29 protein-coding genes are annotated in these 23,970 nt (G+C 35.7%); 27 read left to right on the top strand and 2 right to left on the bottom strand.

Features of this window, described 5'->3' with window-relative positions:
- Positions 1-139 precede the first annotated feature (139 nt).
- The 6 genes from WC460_03430 to WC460_03405 all read left to right on the top strand — a co-directional run bounded on the left by WC460_03430 (position 140) and on the right by WC460_03405 (position 5,425).
- Entirely contained in the window at positions 140-319 is a 180-nt protein-coding gene (locus WC460_03430) for a hypothetical protein (protein ID MFA5188388.1), read from the top strand.
- 2 nt (positions 320-321) lie between these two features.
- Entirely contained in the window at positions 322-501 is a 180-nt protein-coding gene (locus WC460_03425) for a hypothetical protein (protein ID MFA5188387.1), read from the top strand.
- A 640-nt stretch (positions 502-1,141) separates the two neighbouring features.
- A complete protein-coding gene (locus WC460_03420; protein MFA5188386.1) occupies positions 1,142-1,609 on the top strand; it encodes a hypothetical protein in 468 nt (155 codons plus the stop codon).
- A 249-nt stretch (positions 1,610-1,858) separates the two neighbouring features.
- Complete coding sequence (mutS, locus tag WC460_03415) at positions 1,859-4,258, top strand: DNA mismatch repair protein MutS (protein MFA5188385.1); 2,400 nt, start codon at positions 1,859-1,861, stop codon at positions 4,256-4,258.
- A gap of 73 nt (positions 4,259-4,331) precedes the next feature.
- The gene (locus WC460_03410; GenBank protein ID MFA5188384.1) at positions 4,332-4,973 is read left to right on the top strand and encodes a hypothetical protein; all 642 of its coding nucleotides are present in this window, start codon (positions 4,332-4,334) and stop codon (positions 4,971-4,973) included.
- 185 nt (positions 4,974-5,158) lie between these two features.
- Positions 5,159-5,425 carry a hypothetical protein gene (locus WC460_03405; protein ID MFA5188383.1) on the top strand — a complete coding sequence of 89 codons (267 nt, stop codon included), beginning with the start codon at positions 5,159-5,161 and terminating at the stop codon, positions 5,423-5,425.
- A 230-nt stretch (positions 5,426-5,655) separates the two neighbouring features.
- Here the strand turns inward: WC460_03405 and WC460_03400 are convergent, their stop codons facing one another.
- The gene (locus WC460_03400; GenBank protein MFA5188382.1) at positions 5,656-5,844 is read right to left on the bottom strand and encodes a hypothetical protein; all 189 of its coding nucleotides are present in this window, start codon (positions 5,842-5,844) and stop codon (positions 5,656-5,658) included.
- 27 nt (positions 5,845-5,871) lie between these two features.
- Here WC460_03400 and WC460_03395 point away from each other — a divergent pair, with 27 nt between their 5' ends.
- From WC460_03395 to WC460_03335, 13 genes are all read left to right on the top strand, one after another.
- The gene (locus tag WC460_03395; GenBank protein MFA5188381.1) at positions 5,872-6,111 is read left to right on the top strand and encodes a hypothetical protein; all 240 of its coding nucleotides are present in this window, start codon (positions 5,872-5,874) and stop codon (positions 6,109-6,111) included.
- Between the two features lie 11 nt (positions 6,112-6,122).
- On the top strand, positions 6,123-6,341 hold the full coding sequence (locus WC460_03390; protein ID MFA5188380.1) for a hypothetical protein: 219 nt from the start codon (positions 6,123-6,125) through the stop codon (positions 6,339-6,341).
- 50 nt (positions 6,342-6,391) lie between these two features.
- Complete coding sequence (locus tag WC460_03385; protein MFA5188379.1) at positions 6,392-6,622, top strand: hypothetical protein; 231 nt, start codon at positions 6,392-6,394, stop codon at positions 6,620-6,622.
- 154 nt (positions 6,623-6,776) lie between these two features.
- Complete coding sequence (gene mutL, locus WC460_03380) at positions 6,777-8,552, top strand: DNA mismatch repair endonuclease MutL (GenBank protein ID MFA5188378.1); 1,776 nt, start codon at positions 6,777-6,779, stop codon at positions 8,550-8,552.
- A 284-nt stretch (positions 8,553-8,836) separates the two neighbouring features.
- Positions 8,837-9,538, top strand: a complete 702-nt coding sequence (locus WC460_03375; GenBank protein ID MFA5188377.1) for a TIGR00730 family Rossman fold protein — start codon at positions 8,837-8,839, stop codon at positions 9,536-9,538.
- 110 nt (positions 9,539-9,648) lie between these two features.
- Entirely contained in the window at positions 9,649-10,476 is an 828-nt protein-coding gene (locus WC460_03370) for a DUF362 domain-containing protein (protein ID MFA5188376.1), read from the top strand.
- 319 nt (positions 10,477-10,795) lie between these two features.
- Complete coding sequence (locus tag WC460_03365) at positions 10,796-11,380, top strand: hypothetical protein (protein ID MFA5188375.1); 585 nt, start codon at positions 10,796-10,798, stop codon at positions 11,378-11,380.
- A gap of 76 nt (positions 11,381-11,456) precedes the next feature.
- Entirely contained in the window at positions 11,457-11,732 is a 276-nt protein-coding gene (locus tag WC460_03360; GenBank protein ID MFA5188374.1) for a hypothetical protein, read from the top strand.
- Positions 11,733-11,842: 110 nt separating this feature from the next.
- On the top strand, positions 11,843-13,303 hold the full coding sequence (locus WC460_03355) for a hypothetical protein (GenBank protein ID MFA5188373.1): 1,461 nt from the start codon (positions 11,843-11,845) through the stop codon (positions 13,301-13,303).
- A gap of 126 nt (positions 13,304-13,429) precedes the next feature.
- Positions 13,430-14,527, top strand: coding sequence for a tRNA 2-thiouridine(34) synthase MnmA (gene mnmA, locus WC460_03350; protein ID MFA5188372.1), 1,098 nt, complete (start codon positions 13,430-13,432; stop codon positions 14,525-14,527).
- 122 nt (positions 14,528-14,649) lie between these two features.
- Positions 14,650-15,822 (top strand): MFS transporter, encoded by a 1,173-nt coding sequence (locus WC460_03345; GenBank protein ID MFA5188371.1) that lies wholly within the window; start codon positions 14,650-14,652, stop codon positions 15,820-15,822.
- Between the two features lie 90 nt (positions 15,823-15,912).
- Entirely contained in the window at positions 15,913-16,800 is an 888-nt protein-coding gene (locus WC460_03340; protein ID MFA5188370.1) for a hypothetical protein, read from the top strand.
- Positions 16,801-16,932: 132 nt separating this feature from the next.
- Positions 16,933-17,616: a hypothetical protein gene (locus WC460_03335; GenBank protein ID MFA5188369.1), complete on the top strand. Its 684-nt coding sequence runs from the start codon at positions 16,933-16,935 to the stop codon at positions 17,614-17,616.
- A 96-nt stretch (positions 17,617-17,712) separates the two neighbouring features.
- On the opposite strand, the gene WC460_03330 is transcribed toward WC460_03335, so the two are convergent.
- Positions 17,713-18,627 (bottom strand): hypothetical protein, encoded by a 915-nt coding sequence (locus WC460_03330; GenBank protein MFA5188368.1) that lies wholly within the window; start codon positions 18,625-18,627, stop codon positions 17,713-17,715.
- Between the two features lie 116 nt (positions 18,628-18,743).
- Here WC460_03330 and WC460_03325 point away from each other — a divergent pair, with 116 nt between their 5' ends.
- The 8 genes from WC460_03325 to rplQ all read left to right on the top strand — a co-directional run bounded on the left by WC460_03325 (position 18,744) and on the right by rplQ (position 23,968).
- The gene (locus tag WC460_03325; protein ID MFA5188367.1) at positions 18,744-20,612 is read left to right on the top strand and encodes an alanine--tRNA ligase; all 1,869 of its coding nucleotides are present in this window, start codon (positions 18,744-18,746) and stop codon (positions 20,610-20,612) included.
- A 200-nt stretch (positions 20,613-20,812) separates the two neighbouring features.
- Positions 20,813-21,055: a translation initiation factor IF-1 gene (gene infA, locus WC460_03320; GenBank protein ID MFA5188366.1), complete on the top strand. Its 243-nt coding sequence runs from the start codon at positions 20,813-20,815 to the stop codon at positions 21,053-21,055.
- A 52-nt stretch (positions 21,056-21,107) separates the two neighbouring features.
- Entirely contained in the window at positions 21,108-21,221 is a 114-nt protein-coding gene (rpmJ, locus tag WC460_03315; GenBank protein ID MFA5188365.1) for a 50S ribosomal protein L36, read from the top strand.
- A gap of 32 nt (positions 21,222-21,253) precedes the next feature.
- Positions 21,254-21,646 (top strand): 30S ribosomal protein S13, encoded by a 393-nt coding sequence (rpsM, locus tag WC460_03310; protein MFA5188364.1) that lies wholly within the window; start codon positions 21,254-21,256, stop codon positions 21,644-21,646.
- Between the two features lie 9 nt (positions 21,647-21,655).
- Complete coding sequence (gene rpsK / locus WC460_03305) at positions 21,656-22,102, top strand: 30S ribosomal protein S11 (GenBank protein MFA5188363.1); 447 nt, start codon at positions 21,656-21,658, stop codon at positions 22,100-22,102.
- A 47-nt stretch (positions 22,103-22,149) separates the two neighbouring features.
- Entirely contained in the window at positions 22,150-22,779 is a 630-nt protein-coding gene (rpsD, locus tag WC460_03300; protein MFA5188362.1) for a 30S ribosomal protein S4, read from the top strand.
- A 46-nt stretch (positions 22,780-22,825) separates the two neighbouring features.
- Complete coding sequence (locus WC460_03295) at positions 22,826-23,611, top strand: DNA-directed RNA polymerase subunit alpha (GenBank protein MFA5188361.1); 786 nt, start codon at positions 22,826-22,828, stop codon at positions 23,609-23,611.
- 6 nt (positions 23,612-23,617) lie between these two features.
- Positions 23,618-23,968 carry a 50S ribosomal protein L17 gene (gene rplQ, locus WC460_03290; protein ID MFA5188360.1) on the top strand — a complete coding sequence of 117 codons (351 nt, stop codon included), beginning with the start codon at positions 23,618-23,620 and terminating at the stop codon, positions 23,966-23,968.
- The last annotated feature ends 2 nt before the right edge of the window (positions 23,969-23,970 follow it).

Genomic DNA, 23,970 nt, shown 5'->3' with positions numbered 1-23,970 from the left:
TTGTGCGGGGGTCACCTTTGACCCCCATTTTAAAACCTCCTCGGGTGCTGTAAAAAAAATAGAGAAAGTAGGCTCCGAAACAGCAACCTTAACTTGGCGTGCATCTTTGGTGCATTGCCTAAAACGAGGAGGGAGAATCATGCGTAGAACGAAACAATTAACCCATGAACAGCTTCGCAAATTGATATTTGCTCCAATGTCCAAGGAGGAAGTGCAGTGGTTACGTGAGATAAGAGAAGCCGATAGAGGCTTGCTTGCTTCCAATCTTGAGCAAATGGAACGTGAGAAAAATGAACCCGATGATGAAAAGGAGGATTGATCATGTTGGATACAAGGAAATTAAATGATGAGGAATTACGGAAGCTAATGTCAAAGCCACTTTCTGAGAAGGATGCGACACGTATCCGCAAATTAAGGAAAAAGGCAAGATGGTTGCTTGCTATCAGCCTAAGTGAGATGCCAGATCTCAAGACGGTTGAGGAAGACAGCCCGACAAACTAAATTTATATCCCTTATTAAGGGCGAGAGAGAGTCAACTGATTCTCTCTCTTTTATTTGGGCAAAAATTATCTACAACGGGCTTGACAAAATTTTAAAGATATGCTAATCTATTTTTAGGCTCTAGAAATAGAGTTGCACGTCATGTGACGTGGAAGTTATCCCAAGCAGGGCAACCCCACACATATTGTCGTTTAAGGTAAAACCCTTAAATGCCCAGGCCTAACGAGCTGAGACAATAATCTATCATTCCGTTGTTCTTATAAAAAAATCACTTCGTCGAAGTTAGTGGGGATCTCGCGACGAGTTTCTAAAAAGTTTATATCCCTTAAGGAACAAGAGTCACCTTGGCAAAACGAGGTGAATGAGCGTGGCTCATTTAAAGGGGCTAAGCTAGCATTACCTTGAGGGCGAGAGAGAGTCAACTGATTCTCTCTCTTTTATTTGGGCAAACTATGTTATTTGGGCAAACTATTGACAAATTCTCAAAGATTTGTTATATTGTCTTATTAAGATGGCACTTTTCTGGATTGGGGATCTGCAAAATTTAAAATCTGTGAAAAACGAACTCATGATTTAAAAGATCCTAATCAATCCTAAGGTCAGATTGACCCCAAAACCCTAACCAGAAAAGGAGAGAGCCATGTCAGAAAGCAGAGCAGTCATAGGCCACGGGGGTTACGAATATTTTATTCAAACCCTCAAAATCGTGGGCTTGCCCGTACAAGAGGTTCCCGAAGGGGATCTTAAAAAAGCCGGCAGAATTTGCCAGCTTGATCCCAGCCAATATGCATGCCCCAAAGAATGTTACGGAAACGGCACGTGCAACGAGGATCCCTGCCCATGTTGCACTCGCAATTGCACTCAGTTCCACCTCCTAAAAGTTGCACATTTCAAGAACTTTCAAGGAGAATCAATGTTGGCTGAAGAAATCCTTCGCCACCAGGAATGCTGTGACAGAGATTGCGAGTACTTCACGCGAGAATGCCAGGCAGAGCGAGAAAGTAGAAAATGGGGAAATTGCAGTATTGAGAAACTCTTAGCCATAGAGTTTGCAATCTACCCAGAGGGCCAAAGGCCAAACCTTGTCAATGAGGTTAAACCCGAGTAACAAGTTGCAGTTTGACCAACCCATGTCAAAAAAAGGGGCTTGTAATACTTCGGGGGAGTACCGAAGCGCTTGGGAAGGCGGACACATCTAGGGCGAATCACATCGCCCTTTTTTATTTACAAAAAAGGTAAAAATTGGTAGATTTATTGTATCTACGATTACAGATTTCGGATTGCTGATTAAAGATTCTTTGCTGAAATCAGTAATCTGCAATCAGTTATCAAAATATTTATGTCCGAACTCACCCCCATGCTCAAACAATACCGTGCCATCAAAGAAAAGCACCAAGACTGCATTCTCTTTTTTCGTTTGGGCGACTTTTATGAAATGTTTGGTCCAGATGCCTTAGAAGCGTCTAAAATACTTAATATCACGCTCACAGCGCGTAATAAAGGCACTGTTAATGAAACCCCTATGTGCGGCATTCCTTACCATGCGGCTGATGGTTATATTGCCAAACTAACCAGGGCTGGCAAAAAAGTTGCTATCTGCGAACAAATGACTGACCCTAATTTACCCGGCCTGGTTGAACGTTCAGTAATTAGAATTATTACGCCTGGCACAACTTTGGATAATAATATCTTGGAAAATAAAAGAAATAATTATTTAGTCTCTTTATTTAATAAAGATAATAAGTGGGGGATTGCGTTTGTTGATTTGACAACCGGTGAATTTAAATTATCTGAATTAAATAAACTGGATGATTTAATTAATGAATTAAATAGAATTTTGCCTTCAGAAATTATTATTACTCCTGATCTAAATGAAAATTTAAATTTAAAAACAAAACTTGAACAAATTTCCAATCTTAACTTATTTTATCCTGCTTTATTTCATCCTGCTACTGAAACTTTACTGGAGCATTTTAAAGTTAAATCATTGCAAAGTTTTGGTGTTGAAAAATATTTAACCGGCATTGAAGCTGCTGGAAATTTAATTAACTATTTAAAAGACACCCAAAAAACAAGTTTGGAACACATAAATAAGCTTTCTCTTTATAATCTTTCTGACTACATGATTTTAGATGAGGCGACTATCAGAAATTTAGAACTTTTATATACATTCCAATTTTTTGAAGAAAAAGGTTCGTTAATTTCCATCCTTGATCAAACTCAAACAGGCATGGGCGGCAGATTGCTTCGCAATTGGCTTTTACATCCTTTAATTAATTTGGACAAAGTCCAGCAGCGACTAGACGCAGTTGAAGAATTTTATAGAAATCTGGATTTGCGTGAAAATTTGAAAGGCGAATTTAAAAATATCTCGGATATAGAAAGATTAATAGGCAGGCTAGGTTGTAAAAGAGCAAATGCCAGGGACTTAGTTAATCTTAAAAATTCTTTAATGCTAATGCCGCAAATAAGAAGCATTATTAATAATTGTGATTCTAAACTACTAAAACTTTGCCATAAAAATCTAGACGAACACCAAGAAGTCGTTGATTTAATCCAAAAATCAATTGCTGAAGATCCACCGCTTTTAATTACCGAAGGCGAAATGATTGCTGATGGTTATAATGCTGAACTTGATGAATTAAGAAAGATTAGTCGTTCAGGCAAGGACTGGCTCAAAGATTTACAAACTAAAGAAATTCAAAGAAGCGGCATTTCTTCACTCAAAGTTAAATTTAATAAAATATTTGGTTACTATATTGAAGTGTCTAATTCTAATTTAGCTCAAGTGCCCGTTGATTACACACGCAAACAAACATTAGTTAATGCTGAACGTTTTGTTACGCCAGAACTGAAAGAATATGAACAAAAGGTTTTAGGCGCTGAAGAAAAAATTATAGAACTGGAACAAAGATTATTCTGGGAAATTAGAAATGAAGTGGCAAAGTATTTTGAAGCCATTCAAAACACAGCTTATATTATTGCCCAGCTGGATGTTTTACTAAACTTTGCCAATATTGCTTTACTAAATAATTACTCTAAGCCAGAATTAAACGACGGCGAAGCAATTGAAATTAAAAATGGCCGCCATCCAGTGATTGAAAAATTACAAACTGACTCCTATGTGCCTAATGATGGCTTATTTAATCATACTGACCATCAGTTAATTTTACTGACCGGACCAAATATGAGCGGCAAATCAAGCTATTTGCGCCAAACAGCCCTAATTATACTTTTAGCCCAAATCGGCTCATATGTGCCTTGCCAAAGCGCTAAAATAGGCCTTACAGACCGCATATTTACTCGCGTAGGCGCTTCAGACAACCTTATCCGAGGACAATCAACCTTTATGGTGGAAATGCAGGAAGCAGCCAATATTTTAAATAATGCAACCAGTAAAAGTTTTATTGTCCTGGATGAATTGGGCAGGGGAACATCTACTTTTGACGGCGTTTCCATTGCCTGGGCCATTGTGGAATATATTTATAAAAATATCAAAGCCAAAACCTTGTTTGCCACACATTACCATGAATTAATTGATTTAGTAGATAAATTAGATAAGGCCAAAAATTATTCTGTTTCAGTTAAAGAAACTGAAACAGGTGTTATATTTTTAAGAAAAATAATTCCCGGCGGCATTGACCGCTCCTATGGCATTGAAGTCGCCAAACTCGCTGGCCTACCCAAACCATTAACTGACCGAGCTTATGAAATACTGGCAGAATTGGAAAATGAATTGAAGATCTCAAAGGATTGACAGGAACTGAAATAAATGTTAATATTATTAATACTCAAATTATTGAGCTAAAAATTTTCAAAGGAGGAAAATAATGAATATATCAGAGGCCTTAAAAACGGCTGGATTGCTTTCACCTGAAACACAAAAGTACATTGAAAAAAAAGAATCCGAAAAGCAACAAATTCAAGGGAAAAAATTTGTCAAATTAAATGAGATACAAACTGAGGAAGATTCAGACAGATTTCTTGCCTTTGAAGACTATCTAGAAGAACACAAACTTATCCCTGCACTCAGATGTGCAGTAAGGATTAAACAAAGCGACATCAAACAGACATGTCTACTAAGTTTTATTGACGCATGTTTTGAAAGGATGACGAACGAAGCAAATGAACCGGCATGCATTGTACCGCTACCATTATTTTGGCTTAACGGTGCTTTAGCAGCAGCTGAAATTCTACAGGAATCAATAGAAAAAACTTCAATTCTTAAAAAAATAATAGGAATTTGCAGAAAAAACGCAGAGGATTACGTGCCCAATTTTCACCCAATAGAAGGCACTTGGTTGAAAACTGCTTCTAAGGCAGCGAATGCTTTACCCGATGGCAAGACCTATCTAAAAAAAATCATCAAAAGTGCTGTCATTACGGGTAATCGTCGGGAAGCTGAGAATTTCGTACAATTACTTCCCAATGGTTATTCCAAGAATAATTTCAAAGAACAGCTTGGAATGTGAACACGCAACTACCGCCGCAGGCACCTCGCTTGCGGCTTTTTTTATACTTCTACTAATTACGAATTTTGTACTAATTTACTAATGGAGATTGATTTGTATATTCGCAAAAAATTTGTAATTTGTACATAAGGTTGACAAAATTTAAACACCTTGCTAAGCTAAAAAAACAAAAAAAGGAGGATAAAATGTCTGAAAAAAATGAAGAAGCGCATAATCCGAAAGAAATAAGAGGTATGCTAAAAAAGTTTTGTGGGTCAGAAATACCGTTAATGGTTGTAACTAAACCTAAACCCAATATGATTATTCCTATTGGCAATCAGGGACTATATTTTGGTGGCGCTACATTAATCAGGAAAGTAACAAAACTATTGGATGATGAAAATGTTGAACTTGAACATCACAGGATAATTCCAATTGATAATATTGAATCTGTGTATGCGCCAATCAACTAACAGTAAAATACGCAAAAATCGCCGCAGGCACCCGCTTGCGGCTTTTTTACTCCTACAAAAACGAATTTAGTTACAAATAATACAAAATACAATTTTAAGGCGCTTTGGTGAGAAAAACTGAATCTGATGAGTAAGCAAAATTTTAACCCAAAGCGCAGTAATACTTAACTTTTTGTAAAATTTGTATAAGATTTGTAGTTTTGTAGGGTTGACAGAAGGAAATTTATATGCTAAACTCCATGAATCAAAACTAAAGGAGACAAAATTATGTTGACAGTCGTTGAAGTTGCTGGGTTTTGCGCGGTTGTATACGTGAGCGCCATCATTGGCGGAACAATAATGGTATCGCTGGTTGAACGCCGTCCGCTTCGTGAGAGCTTCAGACAGGCAAAAAATTTGCCTCTGGAAGCAATACGCATGTTATTTTAAAAAACGAGGAGGTAGAAATGGCTGAAAAAACGTTTATTGACGAGGAATCAATTTTGCCCAAACAGGACAAAACTGCATTGGCATTGATGGATTACTTAGCCATAATTTTCGGCTTAATAATCTACATGGCCATCTTCGGGATTTACGAGGCAATCAGAGGTTATGAACTAAACTCATTATGGCCAGTAGTAGTTACAGTCATAACTGCTCCGTATCTAAAAAACGTCCTGAGGGAACTGATTGCAAAACTTTTTTAAAAGGAGGGAGCATGATTTCAAGTAGCTTATATGACGGAAATTTTAAAGAGGAATGTCAAAAAAGAGGGCTTGATCCTCAAAAAACTTCTTTTTTAATGTTGGGTTGCATCCAAAACAAGCTGGATCCAAACACAACTAGCATTTTTAAACTACAATGTGTGCGCTTCGGTTTAAACCCTGAGGTGGCAACCTTAGAAGATTTGAGAAGACTTGGCGCTATCAAAAAATGACCAAAATGCTATAGACTTAATGAATTTTTTTAACCCAAAAGGAGGTCGAGATGTTTATTGGAGGTTTGATCTGGGCAATCAAGGCTTATCTGTTTTTCGCCCTGATTTGCCTGGTAGTTTACGTGGCCAGTGAATATCTGGCACTCGTGATTCGCCACAAAAATTACAAGTACTACGATCCGCCCAGATTGGAGGACATAAAATTTTCCATCAAACGGAATTTCAAAAAGTCACTCCTCTGGCCAAAGCGATTGTTTAAACGCACAAGGGCTCTCAACTGAGAGTCCTTTTAAATTTGATTTGATGTTTAAAAACTGATAAAGTATGATTATAAAATTATTTAATTTATACCCCACTTTCTTGTCCGCCATAGCGTAAGCGACTGCGGAAGTGGGCTAAATTACCTGCTAAAGCAGGGTATAAATTATATTCTCTATGCCGCAAATAAAAAAATTAGACCAAGACTTAATCAATAAAATCGCTGCTGGCGAAGTAGTAGAACGCCCAGCTTCTGTTGTCAAAGAATTAGTTGAAAACTCTATTGATGCGCAGGCCGATCAAATAAATATTGAAATAAAAAACGGGGGAATTGATTTAATATCTATCCTAGATAATGGCTCTGGCATGACAGCAGATGATGCCAAACTGGCCATTGAACGCCACGCAACTTCTAAAATTTCCAAAATAGAAGATCTTTTTAATATCCAGACCTTGGGTTTTCGCGGTGAAGCACTGGCCAGTATTTCTGCTGTCTCGCAATTTTCTTTAGAAACAAAAACCAAAGAGGGGATTGAAGGCGCAAAATTAGAAATTAGAGATTCAAAATTAGAGATTGGGCCATGTGGTTGTCCCCAAGGAACTAAAATTACTATCAAGGATTTATTCTATAATGTACCGGCGCGTAAAAAATTCTTAAAGTCAGCCAACACTGAATATAATAATATTTTAGAATTCATCACCCAATTTGCTTTAATTAATCCGCAAATCAGCTTTAATTTAACTCATAAAAGCAAGCTGATTTTTAATTTGCCCAAAACAAATGTTTGGTCAGAACGCATAAAACAAATTTTAGGCCAGGATATTGCCAAACATTTATTGGCTATAAACCAAAAGGGAACAATTGAGATTTCTGGTTTTATTGGCAAGCCGCAAATTGCCAGAAACAATCGTAAGGCTCAGTTTATTTTTGTTAATAAACGCGCCATTGATGACTTTATAATTGCCAAAGCAGTTAAAGAAGGCTTTGGGACATTAATTCCTAGAGAACTTTATCCCACTTTTATTTTAAATTTAAATTTACCACCTCAATTAGTTGATGTTAATGTTCACCCGCGCAAAACAGAGGTCAAATTCCAAAATTTACAGGAAGTTTATCTTACAGTTATGAAAGCAGTGCAAAAATGTCTGGCTGAAAATATTTTAACTCAGCAATTTGAGGATAAATCAGTTCCTACCAGGAAATTTACTTTAAAATCACAAGCTCAAGAAACATATAAGCCTTCAATTTCTTATCAGCCGACTTTTAAAAATATTCGTTCCCAGCCCAGCCAGGTTTCACAGGCTTTGGAATTTTCCAAACAGATTTTAAATGGGGAATTTGCAGAAGAAAAAGAACCGCAGTTGATCGGCGCTTGGCGCTTGATTGGGCAAATACATAACTCTTATTTAATGATAGAAGCGCCAAGCGCCGTGCTCATCATTGACCAGCATGCCGCGGCTGAAAGAATTCTGTATGAAAGATTTAAAAATGAATTTGCAACTGATAATATTAAAAGCCAAAAACTTTTATTGCCCTTAACTCTTGAATTATCGCATCGCGAAATTGAAATTTTAAATCAAAGCTTAGAATTTTTAAGAAATTTAGGATTTGATATTGAAATTTTTAGTAACAATTCATTTATCGTTAATGCCGTACCGCAGGAATTAGACAAACTGGATATTAAACAAACAATTTTGGGCCTGATTAATGATCTGGAAGAGCATGATTTTAATTCGGCCAAATCAATTGATGAGAAAAAAGATTTAGTAATAAAATACGCTGCCTGCAGAACTGCGGTTAAATTCCAAGACAAATTAGAGCCAGCTGAACAGATTAAATTGCTCCAAGATGTCATGGTCATGATGGATAAAATCAATACTTGTCCGCACGGCCGGCCATTTATTATGGAATTAACTTTGGACCAACTCGCCAAAAATTTCAAACGGAAATAATGATACTAATGTACCAATGCTATACGAATGATACTAATATCACCTGTGAAATAATTAGTATTATTAGTAATCAATTAGTATATTAGCTTCAGCAGACCGGCTTACCAAAAATTTTAAAAGGAAATAGAAAAATGCTATAATGTAGATATGAACCACGGATTTTTTTCACAGATTGCACTGAATTGAAAATTAGAATCTGTGTTATCAGTGAATTTAAATCAGTGGTTTAGAAACCTCATAAAACTTTATATAACATAATAAAACCTTGTATAACCTAAATCCCTATGCCAACCAAAAAGAAAATCAAAGTCCCTCTCCACCCCATGGAACAACAAATTCATTTACAAAAGATGAGCGATATTACCTGGCGCATTTTTCGCATTATGTCGGAATTTGTGGAAGGTTTTGAATTTTTATCCCAATTCCATAAAGAAGTGACAATTTATGGCTCCACTCATTTAGGCACTGATACAAAATGGGGCAAAGTTGCAGAACAATTAGGAAAAATTTTGGCAAAACACGGCTATACTGTCATTACTGGCGGAGGTCCAGGCATTATGGAATCAGCCAATAAAGGCGCTTTTAGCATTAATCCTGCAAAATCAGTGGGCATAAACATTCAGTTACCCATGGAACAAAGAACAAATCCCTATGTAGCCAAAAGCAAAGGTTTTTATTATTTCTTTACCCGCAAAGTTATGTTAGCTGCTTCAGCCCAAGCCTATATTTTTTTCCCAGGCGGTTTCGGCACCTTAGACGAAGTTACTGAAATAATAACTTTAATCCAAACCAGTAAAATGCAAAAAATACCTGTTATTTTAGTGGGCAAGGCTTTTTGGCAGCCATTTGTTAACTGGATTGATAAAGAAATGATCAAAGAATACAAAACAGTTATGCCTAAGGACCGCAAAATTTTTACTGTGGTAAATACTGCTGAAGAAGCATTAAAAATTATTAAAACGACAAAAGAACGTACTATTTTCTAATTTTTTATTATTAATTTTTAGTGAATTTTTAATGTTTAATATAATAATTAATACATTATAAATTAGTTCATTATTTAAAAATTAAAAATTATTTATTAAAAATTCCTTACATGTATTTAGTAACTAAAACCAAATCATCAGACTCACTTAAGACCGACATCCATAAATTAATCCAGCCAATCATCGGCAATCTTTCAGATTTCATCAAACCCACTGACCGAGTTTTATTAAAACCCAATTTCAATACCTCTGATCCTTTTCCTGGTTCAACATCCATAGATTTCCTTCAAGCTGTGATTGAAATATTTTCTGAAGCTAAGCCAAAAGAATTAATAGTAGGTGAATCATGCACCTATTTTTTAAATACTGAAAAGGTTTGCCATGATATTGGCGCGCCTGAAGTGATGCAAAAATTTAATGTCACTTGGCATAATTTTGAAACAGGGGATTGGGTTAAAGTTAATGTTCCCGGCGGAAAATATTTTAAAAGCATCAAGATTCCTAAAATAGTTCAAGAGGTAGATAAGATTATTTTACTGCCTTGTTTAAAAACTCATTTCTTGGCTGCTTATACAGGCGCTTTAAAAATAAATATTGGCATGCTCAAGCCTTCACAAAGAAGCCTCTTACATTTAAATCATCTACAGGAAAGAGTTGCTGAGGTTGCCTCTGTTATTAAACCCTCTCTAATCATCATGGATGGCCGAAAATGTTTTACTGAAGGCGGACCAGACAAAGGCAAGCTTGAAGAACCCAAAGTTTTAATGGCCTCAAATGACATGGTTGCCATTGATATTGAAGGAATTAAAATTATTCAAAGTTATAAAGCAAATAATAAACTAGGCACTGATCCCTGGGCATTAACTCAAATTAAACACGCAGTTGAACTGGGCATTGGCGTAAAGTCAAAAAATGATTATCAATTAGTAGAAATTTAAAACCCCGCTTCAATATCTTTTTTTAAAGATTATCCGCGGGGTTGTGCCAGCAACCTTAGTTCAAGCAACCGAATATCCAGAATACGGTTTGTCTGCATTCGCAGTTCTTTTTTAAGGGTCGTCGCTGGCGCTAACCCAAGACCTGCTGCAGGCAATTAAGCTTGACCTAGATGAAAATTAAAACAATAGCATACAATTGTCAATAACCGCCACCTAGCACAGCACTCTATGCGGCGGTTTTTAATTTCAAAGTATGTTTGACAAAATATTAAAACGATGATAAGGTAAAAAATTAAAGTTCCTTGAAAGGAGGTTAATCATGAATCTATCTGTAATAGCTGGGAAATTAGCAGGCATCATTTCACTCTGCGCGTTTCTTCCATACATTATTGCTATTTTGAGAAAACAGACCAAACCAAATCGCGCCAGCTGGTGGATTTGGTCAGCAGTCGGCTTAATGCTTGGAGCCAGTTATTTTTCTTCAGGCGCACGTAACACAATTTGGGTGCCAGTCAGCTATATTATCGGCCCCTTAACAATTGCTTTTCTTTCAATCCCTTATGGAGAAGGTGGCTGGAATCGCTTTGACCGTTACTGTTTGATTATTTCTGCCTTAAGCATCGTCCTTTGGATCAGTTTTAAAAATCCACTAATCGCTTTGCTCATCAATCTTTCCATGGATACTTTAGGTGGATTACCAACCATGCGTAAATCTTATAAAAATCCGGAAGGAGAAGATAAGCTTGCCTGGACTCTTTTTTCCACAGGAAATCTGGTAAACATCTTTGCGATTGAAACAATAAAATTTTCAATCATGATTTATCCGATTTGGATGTTTATCTGCCCATGCGGAATAATTACTCTACTGGTCTTATGGCCTAGAAACAAAGCCGCCGAAGCATAATGCCGAGGCGGTTTTTTAATTGACAGAAAAATAATTTTATGTAAGAATATAATATCTGAATTCAAAGGAGGAATTAATGGCTAGAACAAAAATTGATAAAAATACTGCAATCATGCTTTTACGCCAAGGCAAAACACCAATTGAAATTCTAAAGAAGCATACTGGTTTTACCAAAATGCAATTAGCAGCATTTTCTGCTCATCTAACAATGGGGACTTATCCCAGCAAACAAAGAATAATCAAACTGCTCAAAATGGGATATTCTCCCAAAGAAATTACCCAAAGTTACGATGGCTGGACAATAATGCAAATTGCTGCTTTAAAAGCACATCTCACAATGGGAACTTACTAAAATCAGGCGCTTCATACGAAGCGCCTTTTCTATTGACAAATTTTGTCATTTTTGCTAATTTTATTAATCAAGCAGAACCTTGAAAACTAAAGAAAAGGAGGATATAACCTATGGAATCATATGATGATCCTGCCAAGAGATTATCTAGGGAAAAAATTCGTGAATTTATTAACAAACATTTAATCAAGGAGGCATCATATAAGCCAACCCAATTAAAAATTGTTTGTTTAGAAACGCCTGAAGCACTTGAAATTAAAGAAGTTTACGATAAATTGGGTATCTTAAGAAAAAATATTACAATACTTGAACAAGACCCAATTGTTGCCCAACGAATTGAAAATCAAAATCTCGGCGTAACAGTGGAAAATTGCTGGGACTACGAATATTTTCAAGATACAGATGAAAGATTTTTTCGCATTATAAGTTTAGATTATAAATGCAAAAAGAATGCAAATATTTTGAAATCAATTAGCTTAATCGCGAACAGACAACTTTTAGCACACGGTAATTCTGCTCTTATCATCAACACTTTGGGAAGGAGAGAGAGCTGGGAGCAAGATTTGCTAATCAGCAATGCTCAGGTTTTAAAGTGTATGGAGACAGAAAAATCTACAAATGGGCTAAGATCATCTAATGAACTACTACAATCATTTGAGCGAATAATCAACACAAGTGATATTGATTTGAGCATCTCTCAAGCAAGAGATCTCTTTACGACAACTATAATGGTCTACTTATCTTACGGCGATTGGGGAAGATCATTTTGCCAAGGAACTCCTTTGTTGTTTTGCTATCCGGACAGCAGTGAGTACACAAAAAAATTAGATGCATTATATAAAGAAAAAGGCGAAAATATTCTTGATCCAAGCTCATTCGAAATTCTAATTACTCATCATCAGGACAATTTCATATATCATCTTGTAAATGAATTCCAATTCAATCGGTATGGTAATGACGTTGCAATTCAAAATGTTATCTATTCCATAATTTTGTTATTAGTTCGTCCATACTACGTAAATCACATAGAACGATACAAATACATCAGTACAAACGGCACGCCAATGGAAACTGATTTGTATCATCTAGTAAATTATGAGCATATCATCAGAAAAGCTCATAAAATATTCTCAATCAAAAAAAACTCCCAAGACACTATTTTAAGAATTAACACAAATCAAATTAAAAATTTCAAGAAAGTTTATCATATTATTTACACAAGCCTGGCAAATTGTCTCCGTAATAATGTAAATATGGATAAACTTCCCGAGCGCATCTTTCTCGGCTCTTCCACTCAAATGCAAAAAGATCAAGATCTTGAGTTCGAAGACACCCAGCATAATAATCAAATAGAAAAGAAGCCACGAAATAAAGTCAGGAAAAAGAAGGTTTTGAGAAAACCTGAAGAAATTAAGCCAACTACGGACAAAGAACTGATCACCAAAGAACAAGCCATCGAACTATTAAAATCTGGCTGTAACCCAAAGGAAATTGCTAACTGCTTTTCTGGATTTTCAGCCAGATCTTTAAGCGCTATACAAGCTCATATTACTATGGGTACATACAAAAAATAAAAATCTAAAACCGCATGGTTCGCCCAGCGGTTTTTTCTTTAGAAAAAACTATAATCTATAACGCTATAATCTAAAAATCTATTTAAAAATTTTGCCAAATAGTCACAAAACCGATAAAATTAATATATGACAAAACATAAATTAAAAGTCGCTGTCGGCATGTCTGGCGGTGTTGATTCCTCAGTTGCCGCCGCTTTATTAAAAAAACAAGGCTATGATGTCATTGGTATTTTTATGCATTTTTGGTCTGACCCTCATTATGCTGAAAAACAAACCATTGCCAATAAATGCTGTTCAGTTGATGCCAAGGTAGATGCGCGATTAGTGGCTGAAAAATTAAAAATTCCGCTTTACACTTTTAATTTAGATCAAGATTTTAAAAAATATATTGTCACTGATTTTTTGGACCAGTATAAGAGGGGATTAACCCCAAATCCTTGCGTGCGCTGCAATCAGTTTATTAAATTTGGTTTATTCTGGGAAAAAGCTAAGGCATTGGGTTGTGATTTTATTTCAACAGGTCATTATGCCCAGGTCAAAAAAGACAAAAAAGGATTTCATCTACTGGAAGGCAAGGATAAAGTCAAAGACCAGTCATATTTTTTATATCGTTTAACTCCAGAGATTTTAAGACATTGTCTTTTTCCAGTTGGCCAGTACAAAAAAGAGCAAATTAGAAAAATCGCTCAAAAATTAAATCTACTTGTTTTTGCCAAACGAGATTCCCAGGAAATTTGTTTTATCCCTGAAAAAACTCCAGAGGAATTTTTGAAGCGCTACTTAAAATTAAAATCCGGAGCTATTATTAACACTGAAGGCAAAAAAATAGGTAAACATCAAGGCATTGCTTTATATACCATTGGCCAGCGCAAAGGTTTGGATTTAAATGGCGGACCATGGTATGTGGTTGATTTAAATTTTACCAAAAATCAAGTTGTGGTTGCCAAAGAAAATACACATCCAGCCTTATTTAATGATATAATGTATTTAACAGAAGTTAATTGGCTGCAAAAAATAAAATTGCCTGCCAAATTAGAAGTTAGGATTCGCTATAGGCATAAAAATGAAAAAGGCATTCTTACCAAGGTTAATAATAAAATTTATCAAGTTAAATTTATAAAAAAACAAAGAGCGATCACACCTGGACAGTCAGCTGTTTTTTATAAAAATGGGGAAGTGCTTGGAGGAGGCATAATTATTAAAACCCTACGAAATTACGAATAATCTACAAATTATACAAAAATTTCGGGGTTAGTAAAATAACTCAATTCACAAATTACTTTTTGTAACTTTTGTATATAGATTTGTAGTTTTGTAGGATTATTAACAAATTTTAATCATTTTACATGACATTACGAACCATAGGAACAAATCATAAATTCAGATTATTATATCTGGCTATTTTTATTTTTGCTGTCAGCGATGCTTTATTCGCCTATACGCAATCAACTTATTTAAACCAATATCTAAGTTTGGCACTTGTTGGCTTGATTTTTTTCATTGCTTATTTAATTACTTTTATTATTACCAATTTATATCCAAATCTTATTGCTAAATATAGTAATTTTAAAACCGCAATCGTCAGCATTATCCTCCGTATATTTTGTTTTATTATTTTTATCATTGATGCCAGCCCGCTTTTAATCGGCTTAGCTTTTATTTTTTTTATAGTTTCGCTAATATTAACTTTTATAAATTTGGATATTTTCTTAGAAGCTATTACCAAAAATTCAACAACTGGCATAACCAGAGGAACCTATTTTACTATTTACAATTTGGGTTGGCTTGTCTCACCATTTATAGCCGGCGAAATTTTACATTATTTTAATTTTATCCCTCTTTTTTATATATGTTTAATCCTCAACCTAGTACTGCTTATCATTGTTTATTTACGTTTTAAAGATTTTGGCAATCATTATGCTAAAAAACAATTCAAACTATATAACACCTTAACCCAAATCTTAAAAAACAAAGATTTTCGTAAAATTTTTTATGTTTCCTTTTTAATTCAGCTTTTTTATGCAGTAGAAGTTGTTTATGGACCGATTTATTTAAATCAAAATATTGGCTTAAACTGGGAACAAATCGGCATTATTTTCACTTTTATGCTAATCCCATTCGTGGTATTTGAATATCCTGCCGGGTATTTAGCTGACAAATATTGGGGTGAGAAAGAAATGCTAATTATTGGCATGATTTTAATGGCTATCTCTTCTATTATAATGGGATATTTTACTGGAGTGAGTTTGATTTTTTGGGGCATAATTTTATTTTTAGGCAGAACAGGCGCTAGCATAGTAGAAATCATGAGAGAAACCTATTTTTTCAAAAAAGTTGATGTTGAAAATATTGATATAATTAATTCCTTTAGATCTACAATCCCATTGGCGTATTTAGTAGCGCCAATTATGGCTGTTATCCTTACATATTTTTCTCAATTCAATTATTTATTTATCCTTTTAGGCCTGATTTTACTAATTGGTCTTTATCCAATATTAACCTTAAAAGATACTAAATAGCTTGACAGAACTCAAATGGTATGTTATAGTCTAAGATACCATTTTTTAGTTGAAAAAACATGGAAAACTAATAAAGGAGGAAAATATTCCATGAAAAAAATAGTGATTTTGGGTTGTTTGATAATTTCAATGTTGGCGCTTTTTGCCTTAGCGCAGGAAGAAACAAAAGCGCCGTCCTGGCTGCAAAAAACAGTGTGGGGCGATGACATTGTTTGGTCTGTGGGCACAGCCGTCATGGTCAAAAAAAGTGACGAAGCCTACATCAATGCGTTGATGGAAGCGACTACCCAATCAATTCAGCTTTTGAGAACCCATCTTAAAGTGGCTGAAGTCAAAGATTTCCAGGTTATTGAAACCTGGCATGATGGTCAACAGCTTTGGGTCTTGGGAGCTTGTTTAAGGGCAAGCAATCCTTCGGGCCAGGCACTGGCTTTACCACCGGCTCCACCGCCACCGCCGCTTCCAACTTATGCTGCCGATCCTGTGACAAGACCGGAACAAACCATAAGCGAAGCACAGGCCATAGAAGCAGCTGACGCAATAAACATTGAGCACTATGAAAATCATAAAGCAGTTCCCAAAGATTGGTGGACGCTTTATCATCCGCTGCCGAATGTAGAGCCTAAACAAAAGGATTATATTGCCAATGTGTTTCGGGTTGGAGATACCCTTTACGCTATTGGCTTTGCTTTCCCAAATCCAAAATTTCAGGGAGAAGCTTACTGGGCAAGCGGGGAAACTGCTGCTCGCGGCTATGCCTTAAGAAACATGGCAGGTGCTATAAACGGCATTTATTGCCAGGCAAAGAATAAAAAGGGAGACTACATTTTAAAAATTGAGGCAAACATCAGAACAAATTTATTTTCAGATGCTTCAATGAGAGAAAACCCTCATAGAATAATGGATCCCGCGTCTGTTTTTGTGCTGATTTCCGTTCCACTTGCGAACGTAAATGCGGCTGTAAACCAGTTCAAGTAAATAGCTAACAAAGTAAATAAAAGCCTCGAGCAAAACTCGGGGCTTTAATTTTGACCTAAAATTATTGACAAAACTAACAATCCATGCTATAATCTTCTATACCCTAAAATTTAACCAAATGGAGGATATTCCGTGAAAAAGATGATATTTCTGACCGTTCTTTTACTTACCAGCTTGGTATCAGCCACTGATCTAAGCGACCAGCCCCAGGAAATGTTCATGGTCACAATTGGGGCAAAAACTTTAGTGCCTATCATTTGGCAGGGCACAAGGGAAAATCAAAACTACGTTTTCGCTCTGGGAGAAGCAACTGAAAGCCCAAAACGCAACCCAGACATTCCCAGAAAAATTTGCCCCCCTGAATTTATCGATCATGCTTATGGAATATGCGCGGCCCAGTTCGACGCGCATAAAAAGCTGGAATATTATTTTGGCAAAGAGGTTTATCCAATAAGCAATGAACCTCGCCCATATCAAAATGGCAAAACGATTTACGTCGTTGCCAAAGTTCCGGCAGAACCTCTGCCTTTTGAAAACGTGGCCAAGCAACTGCAATCAGAAGATGGCCAGTATACGGCTATTATCCTGATCAGCGAATGCAATGGCCATCGTTATCTTTATGCCATGGGTTTTGCTGAGAAGAAAGATGATAGGCATAAAGCGCTTCAAGCAGCCAAAGCCGATGCCAAAAAAAACCTGGCTAACTTTCTTGAAAGAAAAGAAAAGGATCTTAAAGGATTCAAAAGAGAAACGTGGGCGTCTCCCAATAAGCATGCCAAAACAGTTTGGGTGCTAGCGAGAGTCCCTATTGATTAATCTCTGCCAGAAAAAACAAAGCTCCACACTGCAACGCGGTCTGGAGCTTTAATTTTGCTAAAAATAAAAGTCCCGTGTTGCGGGACTTATTTCATTTTAGAGGCCTTGTAAATTGAATTCAAAGCCTGAAAAAAGATAAATATCTCTTGGATCCTTACCCAGATTACCCATATTAACCATGCTGCTAAATGGGGTAATGGCGCCATTGGAGACTTCAATTTCCACGACATTTGTGGCTTTTTCAGCAAATACCAGGCTATTAATAATTTCCACAATTATGGAAAAAGGCTTAAGGCTAGGATTAATCATGACGATTTCAGTGTTGGTATCATCACAACCTTCAATCAAAATATCCTGCCTAACCAATTTATCCATTGTCCTCATAAAAGGATCGTAGGTGATACCTTTTGATCTAACCTTCCAAAGCAACATTCCTCTTCCAATATTCCTGAAAAACGCAGATCTCCTCAGATGGAGAGGAATGGATGCTAATTCTTCAGCTGTTAAACCAGCCAATTGGCATAAAGCCAACATAATTTCCCGAACAAGATGGTTGTTCAAAAAACCCTTCATTCTGGTTTCTAAGGCTTGACGCAGTGAAATACAGGATTGCTCAGTTGCTTTGTGAGTAAAAAATTCAGTATTTACACGCCAGTGATTTTGCTCAGGTATTAAAATCCCTAAGTTGAAAAAATCCCTTAAGACATTCTCATAAATTTCAAAATTAAATTCAATCTGAAATTTATGAAGATATTCTCTCATCTGTTCAGCAAGTGACTTAGCGGAAATTATAGGCGCGTTTTTTTCTTCACTCAATGTATCTGATATACCCAGGCCGCCAAAGGCGCTCTGAATCTTCCCAATTATTGGTTCAAAACCTGCTGGGACAATTAGATTTCCCTTATTTTTAGGCTTTTTAGATTTTAACTCTTCGCGTTTTATGACCGCTTGAGTTAAAAAGCCCATGATTACCTGGCCATATTTTTGTGCCAAAGATGCTGGATTTTCCATGTCATCCTCCTTTCTAGATTTAAAGACCAATGATTATCTTAAATTAACGTAAATCTTAATTTCTGTCAATAGAAGATAAACTTGTCAAAACCAGCTTATTTTAATATAATATCCATATGTTAACTGCTAAAGAATTAAGACAAAAATATCTTGATTTTTTTGTTTCCAAAGGGCATAAGGTCATACCCAGCGCTTCTTTAATTCCGGAAAACGACCCAACCGTCTTATTTACCACTGCTGGCATGCATCCTTTGGTGCCATATTTAATGGGTGAAACTCATCCAGGCGGAAAAAAAGTAACTAATGTCCAGAAATGTATTCGTACTTCTGATATAGAAGAAGTTGGTGACAATCGCCACTTAACTTTTTTTGAAATGATGGGCAATTGGTCATTTGGCGATTATTTTAAAAAAGAAGCCATCCAGTGGTCTTGGGAATTTTTAACTGATCCAAAATGGCTGGGTTTAGATCCTCAAAGAATCTTTATTACGGTTTTTAAAGGTGAAGAAGGCATTCCTAAAGACGATGAATCTTTAAAAGTCTGGGAAAATATTTTTAAAAAAGAAAAGATTACCCATGAAATTGCTAAAAATGAACATGTTGATGATACCACTAGAATAATTCCCTTGGGCAAAGAAGATAATTTTTGGATCGCAGGCGCAACCGGACCCTGTGGCGCAGATACTGAAATGTTTTATGATACTAATCCGCAAGCAGGCGCCCTAGATGATAAATTTAGCAATTTAGTTAAAACCGGCCGTTTAATTGAAATCTGGAATGATGTTTTTATGGAATTTAATCTGACAGCTGACGGAAAATATGAAAAATTAAAACAACAGAATGTTGATACTGGCATGGGCGTGGAAAGAACAATTACGGTTTTAAATGGATATGAAAATGTTTTTCAGACTGAACTTTTTTTACCTTTATTAAAAAAGATTGAAGAATTGAGCAATAAAAAATATCAAGATAATGAAAGAGCATTTAGAATAATTGCTGATCATATTAAAGCAGCCACAATGATAATGGGTGATAACAAAAGCATTAGTCCATCAAATGTTGGCCAGGGTTACATAATTCGACGTTTGATTCGTCGTGCAGTCCGCTATGGCAAACAATTAGGAATTAATACAACTTTTACATTTAAAATCTCGGAAGTCGTGATTGATATGTATAAAGATATTTATCCTGAAGTTAAAGAAAATAAGGAATTTATAATAAACCAATTAGTTCAAGAAGAAGAAAAATTTCAAAAGACCCTAGAACTTGGTTTGGATAAATTTACAGCCATAGCTCGAAAAAAACAAAAAAATGGAGAATTTATATCTCTTGAAGATGAAGTTGCACAAAGACTTTACAATGGAGATGCTTTTGACCTTTTTCAATCTTATGGTTTCCCATTAGAAATGACCATTGAAGAAGCTAAAAATAGTGGCATAAAAATTGATGAAGAATTGTTACGAAAAAAATTTAATGACCAACTTAAAAAACACCAGGAGCTTTCCCGCACTGCTTCAGCAGGCAAGTTTAAAGGCGGCTTAGCAGATACCTCTGAACAGACTACTAAATTACATACTGCTGCCCATTTAATGCTGGCGGCTTTAAGGCAGGTTTTGGGTCTGCAAGTGCTCCAAAAGGGAAGTAATATCACGGCTGAAAGACTTCGTTTTGACTTTAATTATGATAAGAAAATGACACCTGAACAGCTCAAGGAAGTTGAGGATTTAGTTAATGAGCAAATAGCCCAAAAAATACCTGTAGCTAGTGACGAAATGACTATTGAAGAAGCTAAAAAACAAGGCGCCATGGGTGTTTTTGAGCATAAATATGGAGATAAGGTTAAAGTCTATTCAATCGGTAATTTTAGCAAAGAAATCTGTGGCGGACCCCATGCAAAAAATACTGGGGAATTGGGTAGATTTAAGATAAAAAAAGAAGAATCATCAAGTGCCGGCATCCGACGAATTAAAGCCGTACTTGAATAAAAATTCGTAAATTCTAAGTTTTTCGCAGATTCGCATTATTAAAAACTTGACATTTATTTTAAATCCTATATAATTAATTTATCACTAATTTAAGCTAATATAATTAGTCATAAGATTATTGATTTTTTGCATATCTAAGATTCTTGCAATGAATCTATTTTTTAGTTAATGTTTAAAATAAAAAAAATACCACCTAAACTATGGTAGCAAACGACAATAATTCCCCCAAACCTGGCAAGGATTTTATTGAAATGAAAGGCAGAATTTTAGAGCTTTTACCAGCGGGCAGCTTTAAAATTAAGCTGGAAAACGGACAAGAAATTCTAGGATTTCTGTCTGGCAAAATGAGAATGAATAAAATCAGATTATCGCCTGGCGATGAGGTTAGAGTGGAATTAACGCCTTATGATTTATCAAAAGGCCGTATCACTTACAGATTTTAACTAAAAATTAAGTAGCATGTAATTAAATAGTTGTATTTAATTTTTTTAGTCCATGAAAGTCAGAACATCAGTAAAAAAAATCTGCAAAGACTGCAAAGTGATCAGACGCAAAAAAAGAGTCTGGGTAATTTGCAAAATTGCTAAACATAAGCAAAGACAAGGCTAACCTTGTAATTTTTAATTTTAAATTATTGCAATATGCCGATCCGTATTGGAGGTGTCACCATACCTCAGGAAAAAAGAATAGAAATCTCCTTAACCTATATTTATGGCTTAGGAAATACAACAGCTAAAAAAATTCTAGCTGCGGTTAAAATTGATAAAAATAAAAGAACAAAGGATTTAACCGCTGATGAAGAAAATAAATTACGAGAATTTATCCAGAAAAATTATAAAATTGAAGGCGATCTAAAAAGAGAAGTCCTGGGAAACATCAAAAGATTAAAAGAAATTAAATCATATCGTGGCAGCCGGCATGAAAAAAGATTGCCTAGCAGAGGCCAAAGAACAAAGACTAATTCACGCACAGTCAGAGGAAATGTCAGAATAACCTTAATGAGCGGCAGAAAAGTATCTGCTCAAAAAACATAAAACATAAATATGGCAAACGAAGCAACAACAACTGAAAAAAATCCTATCTCAGCAGGCCCTGAAACTACCACAGAGGCCGGTAAACAGAAGAAAAACAAAATTCTCCGGCAGATTGCTCATGGTCGGGCTTATATTCAGGCTACATACAATAATACTATAGTAACTCTAACCGATTTAAATGGTAATGTTTTATCGTGGTCAAGCGCTGGCCAGAATAATTTTAAAGGCCCTAAAAAATCCACTCCTTATGCGGCAAGTGTAATTGTTAAAAATGCGATAGATAAAGCCAAAGCTTATGGCCTGAAAAACGTAAATGTTTATGTTAAAGGAGTCGGGACTGGCAGGGAAGCGGCAGTTAGAGCCTTAAACACCTATGGTTTGAATGTTTTAACAATCAATGATGTTACTCCGATACCGCATAATGGCTGCCGCCACCGCAAACCAAGACGCGTCTAATTCATAATCTTAGATTTCAGTATTCAGCATTCATAATTCAAATATATATGGGAAGAAATTTAAATCCAAAATGTAAACAATGCAGACGCACAGGTCAAAAGCTCTTTTTAAAGGGTGAACGTTGTAATTCACCAAAATGCGCCATGGTTAAAAGAAATTTTCCTCCAGGAGCGCATGGCAGCAATGGTTATCCACGACTGACAGATTATGGCAAACAGCTGATGGAAAAACAAAAAGCGAAAAAAATTTATCATCTAATGGAAACTCAATTTAAAAATTACTTTCAAAAAGCCAGCAAATCTAAAGGTAATACCGAGGGCGTATTATTAGAACTCCTGGAAATGCGTTTTGATAATATTGTTTATCGTTTAGGCATTGCGCCTTCGCGCGATTTAGCCAGACAGCTGATATCGCATAAACATTTTTTAATTAATTCTAAAAGCGTTAATATTCCATCATATCAGTTAAAAATCGGAGATATTATAACTATTAAAAATAAAAGCAAGGATTTAAAAATATTTAGCAATCTGAAAGAATCCTTGAAAAAAGCAGAACCATCTTCCTGGCTTATTTTAGATTATTCAAAGCTTGAAGCTAAAGTAGTAGATAAGCCAAAGCTTGAAGAAGCCAAAGGTGAATTTGATCCAAAACTGGTAGTTGAATTCTATTCTAAATAAAATATTTTAAATAATAATTCCGAGGGGGAACCTTCGACTAAAAAATATGGAAAATATTTTCTTACCGTCAAAAATAGAATTAAAGGAAGAGAAAAATTCTAATCTCGCAATTCTAACAGTGGAACCGCTATATCATGGTTATGGCACAACCCTGGGCAATGCCTTAAGACGGGTATTATTATCATCTTTGCCAGGCGCCGCTGCTACTGCTATAAAAATAAAAGGCGCACCGCATGAATTTTCCGCCTTAACAGGAATCTATGAAGATATATTGCAGATTGTGCTAAATGTAAAATTACTAAGACTTAAATTATATAGCGATGAACCGGTTGTTTTGAAAGTGGTGAAAAAGGGCATGGGAGATGTTTTGGCCGGAGATATTGCTAAAGATGCCAATGTTGAAATTATAAATCCTGATTTGAAAATTGCCACTATTACTGACAAGGGGACTGAATTTAATATGGAGATTATTGTGGAAAAAGGACGTGGTTTTGAACCAACAGAAAATCGATCTAAGGAGAATTTATCTGTCGGGACTATTGCCATTGATTCAATCTTCACGCCAATAAAAGATGTCGGCTTTAAAGTTGAAAATACCCGTGTCGGACAAATTACTAATTTTGACAAGTTAACATTAACTTTGGAAACAGATGGCACAATCAGCCCGCGGGAAGCAATTAATTTTTGCGCAAAAATGCTTATAGATCATTTTAATCTTTTAATTTCCGAAACGCCAGAAGCTCCGGAAGAAAAAGAAGAAGAAAATAAAGCCAAGATTAAAAAGCCTAAAGCCAAAAAAGCCGTTAAGACTAGTAAAAAAGCTAAAAAATAAAGTAATATGAGACATAGAAATAAAGGTAAAATTTTAGATCGGAAAAAAGCTCCTCGTAAAGCGCTGCTTCGCGGCTTAGCTACGAGTTTAGTTTTGTACGAAAAAATCAAAACCACAGAAGGCAAGGCAAAAACTCTAAAACCAATTGTTGAAAAACTAATAACAAAGGGAAAAAAGAATGACTTAACAAGCCGCCGTGAACTACATAAATATTTATATTTAGCCAATGCTGTTAAGAAAGTCTTGGAAGATTTAAGTCCGCGCTACAAAGACAGAAAAGGCGGCTATACCAGGATAATCAGGCTTAATTCACGCCAAGGCGATGCTGCCAAAATGGTGCAAATTGAATTTGTCTAATT

It is taken from the genome of Patescibacteria group bacterium, from assembly GCA_041651155.1.
Taxonomy (GTDB): Bacteria; Patescibacteriota; Patescibacteriia; order CAIXNZ01; family CAIXNZ01; genus JAPLYF01.
This window is presented reverse-complemented; position numbering and strand designations above follow the sequence as displayed.